At 40.2% G+C, this 11542-nt stretch carries 8 protein-coding genes; 7 read left to right on the top strand and 1 reads right to left on the bottom strand.

Annotated elements, in window-relative coordinates:
• Positions 1-15 precede the first annotated feature (15 nt).
• The 6 genes from ABFQ95_05240 (at position 16) to ABFQ95_05215 (ending at position 5425) form a co-directional block, all read left to right on the top strand.
• Positions 16-1272 carry a site-specific integrase gene (locus ABFQ95_05240; GenBank protein ID MEN8236929.1) on the top strand — a complete coding sequence of 419 codons (1257 nt, stop codon included), beginning with the start codon at positions 16-18 and terminating at the stop codon, positions 1270-1272.
• On the top strand, positions 1269-1901 hold the full coding sequence (locus ABFQ95_05235; protein ID MEN8236928.1) for a hypothetical protein: 633 nt from the start codon (positions 1269-1271) through the stop codon (positions 1899-1901). Before ABFQ95_05240 ends, ABFQ95_05235 begins: the two co-directional genes overlap by 4 nt.
• 133 nt (positions 1902-2034) lie before the next feature.
• A complete protein-coding gene (tnpA, locus tag ABFQ95_05230; protein MEN8236927.1) occupies positions 2035-2436 on the top strand; it encodes an IS200/IS605 family transposase in 402 nt (133 codons plus the stop codon).
• 447 nt (positions 2437-2883) lie between these two features.
• Positions 2884-3045 (top strand): HU family DNA-binding protein, encoded by a 162-nt coding sequence (locus ABFQ95_05225; protein ID MEN8236926.1) that lies wholly within the window; start codon positions 2884-2886, stop codon positions 3043-3045.
• A 212-nt stretch (positions 3046-3257) separates the two neighbouring features.
• A complete protein-coding gene (locus ABFQ95_05220) occupies positions 3258-3476 on the top strand; it encodes a hypothetical protein (GenBank protein ID MEN8236925.1) in 219 nt (72 codons plus the stop codon).
• Positions 3477-3667: 191 nt separating this feature from the next.
• Entirely contained in the window at positions 3668-5425 is a 1758-nt protein-coding gene (locus ABFQ95_05215; protein ID MEN8236924.1) for a hypothetical protein, read from the top strand.
• Between the two features lie 79 nt (positions 5426-5504).
• Here ABFQ95_05215 and ABFQ95_05210 read toward each other — a convergent pair whose 3' ends face one another.
• Positions 5505-9938: an Ig-like domain-containing protein gene (locus ABFQ95_05210; protein MEN8236923.1), complete on the bottom strand. Its 4434-nt coding sequence runs from the start codon at positions 9936-9938 to the stop codon at positions 5505-5507.
• Positions 9939-10414: 476 nt separating this feature from the next.
• On the opposite strand from ABFQ95_05210, the gene ABFQ95_05205 reads away from it, so the two are divergent.
• Positions 10415-11179, top strand: coding sequence for a type IV toxin-antitoxin system AbiEi family antitoxin (locus ABFQ95_05205; protein MEN8236922.1), 765 nt, complete (start codon positions 10415-10417; stop codon positions 11177-11179).
• Positions 11180-11542: the final 363 nt, after the last annotated feature.

Here is an 11542-nt window from a genome sequence, read left to right as displayed (position 1 = left end):
CCGACTTTTTAGCCGGTGTTTTTTTACATCAAACAGGTACCCGATAACCTATCCTTTTTCAACCCAAGATTGTCCCACAGAATCCGTTACAATGAGAAACAAATAAATCGTGCCAAGCTTACGAAAAGAACAGTTGAAAGTAGTGTGCCTGGTGCTACTAAACGGACGCTGATTTGGGATACGGAGATTACTGGATTCTGTGTGCGTATCTACCCAACAGGTCGCAAGACGTATTTCTTTCAGTATCGCAATCCACAAAGGCAAACAAAATTTCTTAAACTCGGCGTGCACGGAAACGTTACCACCGAGCAAGCTCGTGAAACGGCAAAACAGTTGGCGCTTAAGGTAAGTGCAGGAGAAGATCCTTCGGTTAAGAAAGTACCGGTTGCTGGCAATCACAATATGGAGGAGTTGGCGCAAAAATATCTCAAGCTTCATGCTGAAAAAGACAAAAGCCCAAAAAGCATCAAAGAAGATAAAGCAATGCTGAAAAACTACGTTTTGAAAGAGTTTGGGACTCAGCAAGTGGCTGAAGTGACTTTCGAAAGTATTCAAGATTTTCATGTCCGTTTAAAGAAAAAATCAGTCTATGCCAACCGCATTCTATCTTTGCTACACAAGATGTTTAATTTGGCAATCCAGTGGCGCTGGAGAAAAGATAATCCAGCTTCCAATGTTAAAAAATACAAAGAGAATAAGCGTACACGTTGGTTGCAGGAAGAAGAGCTGAAACGGCTGATCAAGGTTTTAGATGCGTACCATAACCAGACAGTTTCCAATATTGTTCACTTTTTACTGCTCACAGGTGCCAGAAAACACGAAGTTTTGGAGGCCACCTGGGATCAATTTGACCTGAAGAAAGGAATATGGACTAAGCTAGCACACAAAACTAAACAAAGGGAAATGGCACATACGCCTTTGTCTCCAGCTGCATTGGAGATCTTGCGAGCCATGCATCAAACAAGGACAGACTCAGCATATTTGTTCCCAGGACGAGTACCAGGGCAACCCGTAAAAGATTTCAAGAAAGCTTGGGCAACTATTCGCAAACAGGCAGATCTAAAGGATTTCACTGTTCATGACATGCGGCATACCTATGCTTCGCATTTGGTGTCCAGTGGATTAAGCCTAACAATTGTTGGCAAGTTGTTAGGGCATACCCAAGCAGCAACAACTCAACGTTACGCCCATTTGGCTGATGAACCCTTAAGAGAAGCCACAAATTTATTTGCCGAAAAATTCCAAAAACTCACTGAAGGAGAAGAAATATGACAAAAAACAATACCGCGACCGAGACAAAAAAAGATCTCGTTAAAGCACCAACCAGCAACAAAAGCAGCAAGAAAGCGTTAACAACAAAGATAGAGACAACAAACGAACCGGATCCCTTTGTAGATTTCAAAAGATGGCTTATCAAATACCGTTTGTCCAATGGCCTGGAAGAATGCCTATCCATCCCGACTTCAGACTACAAAAGATTAAGGCAACTCTTTTCCACGGCAAAATGGATCAAGGGAGTCGATTTCTTTGAATTTGATTCTGATACTCACAGAATTTTAATCCAATCATCACAATTGAGGTTTTGTCAATTTCTCTTCGAACCTCCCTGTTTTGAGGATCCAGAAGATCCTGATGCAGAGGCAACAGATTCATATCCTGTCAAGATTTATTTCATCAACGATCCCACTCCCATGGTCTTACACGTTGAGGAAGACCAATCTAATCCCAACGATGAAGATGATTGGGGCGAAATGCAAGAGTTCATTTTTTATGCTCTACACGCTCACTCAGACGAAGACTGGCTCAACATAACAGATCATTATGGAGAGACAGCGTTTTTCAGGGCTGCTGATGTTGCAATGATTGAGATTCCATTGCAAGTTTTTGCTAACGATGATTGACGTCACCGAATTGTCTCATTTAAAAATCATACTTTTTTGCAAACTGTTGCATCATAGTTAGGTTATTTATATCTCTATGTGGGATGGGAAAATACCCTCGCCTTTAGGCGAATACTTTAGTATACCTTAGAGTATGGAATATAGAAAAGGTACCCACACAACATATGACCTGAAATACCATGTGATATGGTGTACAAAATATCGTTACCGCGTATTAACAGGAGATGTAGCAAATCGGGTTAGGGAATTAACGCGTGAGATCTGTGCAGCAAATTACATAGACATTCTTTCTGGCAGTCTAAGTCCGGACCATGTGCACCTACTAATTTCTGTTCCCCCTAGTATATCGTTATCAAAGGTAATGCAATACATTAAAGGCAAGACAAATCGAAAAATTATGATGGAGTTCGAACACTTGCGTAAGAGGTATTGGGGTCAGCATATTTGGGCACGAGGATATTTTGCTGTTAGGACGCTAGGAAAAATAACATTTATAATCGTGTTTCGCGTTCTGTTGCTTGATCTTGCTGCGTAACGCTGTCTATAAAGTATTTTAGTTAAATTGTAAAGGTTATTTTTCCTAGCGTCCTTACGGTCGGAAATTTGAATGAGGGGCAAATTCAAGATTACATAGAAAATCAAGAAGCCCACCATAAACAAGATAACTTCAATATTTCATCGCACTGAATCTGCTTTGCAAGCGTGGTCCAAACTACCGCCTTTAGGCGGTAGTGATTGATTAGACAATGCAAGTTTTTGGGGTTTGATAACATTTATTCAGCAATAATAGAAAAAGTTTTTATTTATTGCAAAAGGTTAGCTTAGATGTCTGCAAAGCAGCATTTTTTCTTCTTGACGTTTCAGGTGTTGATTATTTAATATCCCGCTAGTTTCGGTTGGTTTTTCGGAACAAAAAAGTGCTGGTGGTTAAGCAAGCAAGAAGTTGGTGTGGCATGGGTTGTGAACGGAAGGAGGAAAATGGATGAACAAACAAGATTTGGTTAGCCGTATTGCTGAAACTGAGAACCTCAGCAGATCGGTGAGCATTAAGGTAGTTGATGTGATCTTTGCAGCCATTACCAAGGCATTGAAGTCTAAAAAGGAATCCAGGATCTATGCGGGTTTGATCGCTTTGCTTGGCTGATGGAAAATTTTCATCCGCATAAAATAAGGGGGTTCCAGACCCCGGTTGAGCAATTACCGTTCTCCTACTAATTTCTGTGTGAAGCTTTTAGCTGGCATCGTTGCGTATCAGATGAAAGGAAGGAAGCCAAAGATGAATATGGAGGGATTAGGGCTTATCCAAAACTGAGATTAACTTAAGGAAAAATCGTTTAGGACAAAGAGTTTGCAGCGATGGAGTGTGAGCACCCACCTAATGGCTACCATAGGCAAAATGGCGAATTTGTTGAAGAGGATGGTAAACTAAGAATGAGGTCGCAAGCCCAACCTACCAATGAAAATGACCCTCAGGTCAATATAGAAGCTATTTTAGCTCTTAAGTTAGTGCCATTGGCACATACTGTAATTGCACCTCATGAAGGTGTGGGTAGTTATTGTTCAGCGACAATCTGAACAGCTTAAGGCATCAGGCATATTTACAGTTGAAATTAGATTTGACAAATAAGGGAGAATCGTTTTATAAAGCCCAGAGGGTTTGAAATCTGTGATCTGATTTTATTCAAATTAACAGATTGATTTGTTTAAATTTATATAAAACAGAATTATTGATGTTTTATAAAGATGCATTAGAGGAGAAAAAACCTATGAATATGAAGAAAACCTTTCGTGTTTTTGCCTGGCTAACCCTGGTTTCTTATTTTAACTTGATGATGTTGCCGTATCAGGTAGCTCGAGCGAACTTGGATGAAGTTCTTATTTTTGATGTAAAACGGACTCGTGTATCGAATAGTTTTCTTCCAAAGCTTGATCCAATAGAAAATGAAAGGAATCAAAAACGTGAAGCAAGAATTAAGAAAATTACTCAACAACTACAAACGCTTGAGCCAACACATCGAAAACGACCTAAGCCTGAAGAACAGCTTGGTAAGTTAACCCAACAACGTGAAGAAGCAGAAAACAGGAAAACACTCACAAAATTTGGATCTGATCAAGATTTAGTTGGAATCCAGAAATTGACAAAAACTGAAAATTTACTTGAGGACTTGGCGCACAATCGTGCAGAAGAACAAACTGACCAAAAATCCACGCAACCCCAGTCTTGGTCCGATTTTGCTTGGTGTGTTGGAAAAGTTATAGGTCCTGCAGGGTGGGATTTCACCAGAACTCTGTTCGAGCCTCTCACAGGTGCCGCAAAGAGCGCTTACAACCAATGTAAAACCAAAACTCCGGCAGAAATGACCGAGATGGCCAGGGGCGTTGCCCATAAGATCTATACTGGTGTCAAAGAGAATCCTACTCAAGCTTTGGGATTTGGTGTTGGTATGGCATTGGGTTGGACTGATTTAGCTGAATACGCTCCGTTTACAACTGGTTTGTTGACTAACGGCCTAGAAGCAGCAAGCGCCTTCCGTTTTGCAAACGGCGTGTATGACCGGGTAACCTCTGGTGCCCATAAGCTAGCATCTGGAGTTCAAAGGTGTGGTTTTGATTCTGGAATTATACGTACGGGGGTTGGGCTGTTGGCACTGAATATGTTGCCAATGGGAAATGGGTTGAGTATGAGTGGCCCAAGGACTTTTGAGGTTATTGTTGGACAGAACACTTCTCTCTCTGGGTACAGCCTATCCAATACGTTAAGCACTAACATTACTTTAGAAATTGATTCGCCAATTACGAGTCCTGTTCAGTTTTCAGATTCAATATGCAGTTTATCTTCTGTTTGTGTTGATAAAGGGTTTGGAACTCCAACTGAACGGGAATGCAGTTTTCAAGGTAACCTAACCCAATTAAATTGCCTTTTCGATGGGCTAAATATCAGGATTGATACCCCTCCACAATCAGGGATGTTAAAATTGTCATATTTGGTAGACGATGGCATTGGTGGTCGAGAACTTGGAGGTCCATGGCTTAACGTTATTTCTCCTCCAATTTGGCAAAATTCAGGATTCTCATTTACAGAATCACCGATGTCGTTGGGGACGACTCATATACTAGCAACTGATGATTCTGCTGTTACGTATCATGTTTGGCAAGAATCAGGGTGTCACCTTGAAGATGTTGCTGCACCTGGATCTCACTTGACAACTTTTTTGCCAGCTTTGGTTGAAAGCGGTGGGGGGCTGAAAGCTTTTTTGACAGGTGACAGTTGTTCGATAGATTTGGGAGCATGTGATGAGCAGGGCTTGTGCTCAAATATGACTCTGAATGTTGCCAATAGTATTCCGGCACCAGAAGTAGGTCAACTTGAACTGGGAGGGGTTGTTTCCGGAGGTGTTTTGGGTGGTTTAAGTCTGTGTGCAGCATTTGTAGCGATAGTGGTTGCATGGAAGAAGGGTAGAGCAGGAATACTTGCACCATTTAAAAAATGTTCCAAATGTTGTCAGGAAGCAGAAGGTATTTAACCTGTTGCATTTTAGATTTCTTTTCTTGTAATGCATACGAATTTAGGTCTTGGATTATTTAGATAGGTTAGTCTGTTTCCTACTGAATACCAATATGAATACCTGCATCGATCAGATCCATGATGCTGTTAAAAGTGCCTCCACCTAATTCTGGAACGAGATTTTGCATTGTGATATTACCTCCTGGACCACTAATGGGGTCATCACTAACTGTGATACTAATATCGTTAGAATTACTAGAAACATTAAAGACACTCGCAGCAAAGCCAAAAAACAACAAAGTGTCATTGAGCATAAAATCTATAACTGTATCGTGACCAAAAGCTCCTCCTGCAGTGTAAATAAACGCATCATTTCCTTCACCACCTAGAAGTTGGTCATCTCCAGCAGAGCCTTCAATGGAGTCGTTGCCACTAAGGGCTATAATAATATCGTTATCTGCGGTGCCTGACAATTCATCTCCGTTATCAATAGAGCCAATTGAAAAATTGATATTAGTTCCACTTATATTAGGAGAGCTTATATTGAGAAATTCCGAAGGTAAGTCCAAAACAGTCTCTATATCAATAGGTGTATCTTCGGTCTGAAATGCATAAAAAAGCATATCCCCTGCATTGCTAAGTGTAGCTATAAACTCATTATCTCCGTCGTTATCAATATCAGTTGTGCTAGAATAAGAAAGTAAATCCGGAATTGACAAAAAAGGATCAGGTAAATCAAGTGGTGTACGAATCTCTATAGGGGTATTTTCTGTCTGCAGAGAATGAAAACTGTGGTGACCATTATTAGTAGTTTGGATAATCATTTCCATATCTCCGTTACCATCTGTATCTATTGACCCTACTAAAGAGAAAGCAGCTGGAAGGACCAAAAATTCATTGGGTAGATCTGCAAGTGAATCAATTTCAGCTGGAAAATTTTCTGTTTCAAATGCATAGTAAAATTTATTAATTTCATCGCTTAGCATAGCAATAAAATCATCTTGGCCATTGTTATTTACATCAATCGTCCCATTGAATGATAAAGCATTTACCGTCGATAAAAACTCTCCTGACAAGTCCACAATACTGTCAATATCAGTGGGAAAAAATTCCGTTTGTAACCCATAAAATAGTGTGCTTGTTGTGCCTGTCACTTGTATAATAAGCTCCTTATCGCCATCATTTTCTATGTCGAGAGTACCTGCAAATACAAAGCTATCTGGTATCTGGGCAATAAATAGCTCCAAATCTGATGCCATATCAATATCTTTTGGAAAATCACTCACAGGAATAGCATGCAAAGACAACGTGTCTGCAATGGTATCATGAAATTGAACATGCAAAAAATTCTCAGGAGGTTCACTCTCAGTTCCAATCACCACGTTAAACTTCTCCTCTGGCCCACCTGTCGTTGTACTCATAAACTCAACTATAGATACCTGATCCTCAGGCGCACCAGAATAATCAATATCAACTGGTGTGCTAATCATTCCATCAATAACACCATCATCACTATCATTCACCAGGGTTGGATCCACAACAACACCGGTTGGAACCGTAGTCGCTCCAAATATTAGGTCGTCACTGTCCTCATCTGCGATAACGTCAATATCTAAGGTAATAGTTTTTGATGTTTCATCTACAACAATAACACTTGGTGTAATGACTGGTGGTTCTGCAGTTCCTATGACTTCCAGGGTTAGAGTTGTTGTAACTCCTGAGGGTACACCATCTTCAAACAGCTCATAGGTAAAGGCATCAAAGACAACATCACCATTATTAAGCGCTTGAACTGCTGGAAGTGTGTTGTCAATTAAATATGTATAGTCTCCATTGGCTTGTAGCATCAAGTTGCCATAAGTACCAGCAGCAGGGCTCACAAGTTGAGCCGTCAAAACACTATCAACATCACTGTCATTGTCCAGTATATTTCCCATTAAATCAGTCGTAGTTGGATCATCTTCTTTTACAAAAGCATTGACATCAGGAATAGCCAACGGTACATCATTTACCCCATTCACCTTCACGGTGACTGTTGCTGTATCAAAACTACCATTACCGTCTGTTATGGTATACTCAAATGTATCCGTATCCATTTGCCCCACAGCTAGCTCTTCAAATTGGCCATTTGGATCATATACAACTACTCCTCCCATGAGCATTGCTGTTCCTTTGGCCATGGAGTCATCCACACTGAAAATAGTAAGAACATCGCTGGCATCTGGGTCAAAGTCATTGTCTAGCAACGTGGCGTTGCCAATATTAATGGAATTATCCTCATCAGTTACAATGCCCACACCAAAGCCATCATCCACAGCGTTGGGGGGATCATTTCTTCCATCAACAGTCACTGTAACCATATTAGCTAGAGAGGTATCGTTAGCTGCACCGCTATCATCGGATACCGTAGCTGAGAATTTAAAAACCACATCCTCACCTATTGCAAGGTCATTGAATTGGTGTGGATCCAATGAAATGCCTATTGCCGTTTGTGCAAAAGCAATCATGCGCATGGACATCATTCCATTTTTCATAACCGAGTCCAAACTAACCATGTTCAAGGATATTACATCGTTGCTATCAATGTCATTGCTAGTATCTAAGATATCGACACTGAAGGGATTTGTAGCATCTTCATTTGTAGTAACATTGATATTTGCTAAAGTGGGGCGGTTGTTAACCCCTGCAACCACGACATCAAAGGTTGAAGAAGCTGTAGGCCCAGGAACTATAGGATCAGCACCTGAGTCACGAATGCGAGATGTAAAAGTAAGCGTTGCTGTTTCTCCAGCACCTAAGACTTGATAGCGGTCATCAACTACCAAGCTTAATGTTCTGCCTAGGAGTGTAAATACACCAACAGAAGAAATACTGACGCCAGCTGGTGTCACAATAGAATCAAGAGTTACTGCATCTGGATTACCAACAAGACTGTGAGTATCGTTTGTATCAGGATCATTGATCCATGTTGAATCCAAAAGGTCGATACTAAAGTTTACATTGTCTTCATTGCCACCGCTGAAAGTTGTATCACTAATATTGGAATCAAAAATATTATAAGAGACAGTATCATTCACGCCTTCAATTTCCAGGTCAACTGAGGCAATATTAGATAGGGCATTGAAGTTATCGACTACCTGATAAGTAAAGATTACGTGCTCTGATTCTCCCACAGCCAAGCTTTCAAATTCTCCATTAGGGTCAAAACTGAACGAGCCATCACCGTGCACGTTCAATATTCCTTTGCTGGGTTCACTGACAACAGGGAGATTTACTGAAATACTATCACCGATATCATCATCGTTGTCGTTGAACAAGATTCCAGGCATAGCAATGTTTAACACCGTATCTTCGTCTGTCATGTACATATCGTCTACGGCTTCAGGAGGTGTATTCAAGACGAATGTCGCTTGTGCCGACGCTAAAGAAAACCCATCAAAATTATCATAGCTAAAGTGAACTTCTTCATCCGTTCCAAATATAGCCTCGCCAGTTAAGCTAACGTCACCATTGCGTTTAACCAACAGAATTGCTTCTTGGCCCATACCATCGGTGATACTGAATTTAGCAATCTCGCCACCATTGAAATCAGCAACCAGCCTGGTGTTGGTAAGCCTATCAGGAAGAAGAAGATCGTAGACATCAAGCACTTCAAGACCTTTGTCACTGTCAATTAGACTTTGTGAAATAATTGGTGCAACATCGGGATCAAAACTGGAATCACCTACCTTGGCTTTGTTGGCTGTATGGTTTGGATCTAGGTCGTTTGCCAATAGATTATCCTCACCCATGATCCCCAAAGGAGTGATGTTGACTGTAAGTGTGTCGGCTACTGCCACGGGTTTAAGATCAAAAATCACGTTTTCAATGTTAATCACTGTCAAATGCAACCGATCATCTGTTGTCAATATAGGGTTCTTTTGAAAGTTAACCCTGTGGTTGCTAGCTAAAATTTCTTTCACACCTGCATTATCTAACGCGTCAAAAATATGTATGAAAGTTCCTGGCATATTTGCATCTTCAATGAAGTCGTCCTCTTCAGCCACGAATATCAGATAATCCTGAGTAGAGTTTGAGCCAATATAAAGGTCACCTATATTATTTTGACTATTGATGGCATCGGCATTAAGTGCAATTTCGTGTACTAGGTAATCACTTCCTTGGTTTGTGCCGATAGCCACATCCACTCCTGCACCTGGATTGAGAAGGTTAACACTTCCAAGATTACTCTTCAAGAAATCCGTTCCTTCTCCACCAAAGATGCGGTTAGCCTCACTTGAAGACCCTACTAGCATGTCTTCCCCTTCCTTGCCCAGCAAGTAAATTGCTCCCTGACCTCCAGCCAGGAGAGTATCGTTTCCATTACCACCGTTGAGATATTTCTCTTGCGTATCCCAGGAATCAATCGAAACAAGCAAGTCGTCAGCGTCTGATCCATAACTGTATTCGCTAGAGAGAGCCTGAAGGCCTGCAACAATCTGATCTAAACTTCCAGAAAGCGTATTACCATTCACAAATTTTACAACAAACATAAAAAAACTCCTATCTTTACAATAAAATAATACATCTTAATTATAAGAATAATTTATTGAAATTATACTAATAGTCAAGAACATTCTTTGTTTTTTATGTACTTTAGTTTTTTATTTTTATCTATTATTAAGTTTTTCTCCATTTTTAAAAAATTAATGATGTGTTTGTAATTGCTCAGGGCCAGGCACTGTAACAGTTCCATTCTCGAGCGTTTGTGTGGTAGATTCGTATTTTTGACAGTACAGTGCCGATTTTTCAAGCAGGCCGCCGAATTGTTATGGAATGGGTACGAAATAACTTCCAATTTTCCTCTGTTCAGCGAATGTTGATTTGGGACACAGAGATTACTGGCTTTTGCGTGCGTATCTACCCAACAGGGCGCAAGGCGTATACAGGTTTTTGATAGCAGCAACTAATGAACCACGAAATTGCACAAAAGCTTTATATATTTTAAAAATAATGTTATATAGGGGCCATGAGTACCAATAAAACAACCAAAATGAAACTTCTTCTAGAAAAGCATAAGCCAGGCACGGTATGTTTAGCCCAGTGGCTGGTTGGGCTTGGGATTTCCATTGATCTGCAAAAACAATACTGCAAAAGTGGATGGATTGAATCTGTAGGAATTGGAGCTTTCAAAAGGCCCGACGATGAGATCAGTTGGGCAGGAGGGCTGTATGCGCTCCAAGATCAAGCAAAATTACCACTTCATGTAGGTGGCCCAACGTCTCTTTCGTTATTAGGTCACGCTCACCATTTTAGTTTTGAGAAAGAATTAATATTCCTATTTTCACCCCAAAAATTACTTCCTAAGTGGTTTGTAGATTATGCATGGCAAAATCCAATTCAACACATAAAGACAATTACTTTGCCAGTATGTGTTGGATTGGAAAGCTATGCCGAAGCAAATTTTACAATTAAAATATCAACAGCTGAGCGATCGATACTAGAGTGCTTATACCTTACTCCCAAATATATTAGCTTAGTTGAGTGCTATCAAATGTTTGAAGGACTTGCTAATCTTAGACCACAAATCTTGCAGGATTTATTAGAACAATGCACATCTGTAAAAATAAAAAGAGTTTTCATGTACTTTATGGAAAAAAAGCAACATGCTTGGGTTCCATTTCTCGACACTACTCGGGTCAGTCTTGGACAAGGGCCACGTACGCTTGTAAAAGGTGGGGTGTATATCCCTAAATTTAAGATTGTGATCCCAAAGGAGTTGGCTGAATTATGATTGACAAAGGGTTGTCTTAAAGAAATCAGACTTGGCTTTTTATGTGCTTTGTTAAGCCATCCGCGACCAATCCATGAAAATAAAAATAAATCGTCAATGAGCTGTTTTAAAAGTTTGCGATAAACCCAACACTTGTGTTAAAAAGGAACGTGCTACTGATGCATACCAATGACAGATGAAAATCTCTAGTTTAATAGTATTCTGCAATCGTAGAATTTGCACTGGTAAGTAAGCACTTTGGACGTAACAGGAAATAGGGGATTAATTTGTCTTTGAGTATAGATTCTGATCTTGAAATAGATCAATGCCTTTCAATGCAAAAACGAAGGTGAAGATTATGTTGATTAAAAAAGGTAGCATTTC

Source organism: Pseudomonadota bacterium (genome assembly GCA_039714795.1).
GTDB lineage: Bacteria > Pseudomonadota > Alphaproteobacteria > JAGOMX01 > JAGOMX01 > JBDLIP01.
This window is presented reverse-complemented; position numbering and strand designations above follow the sequence as displayed.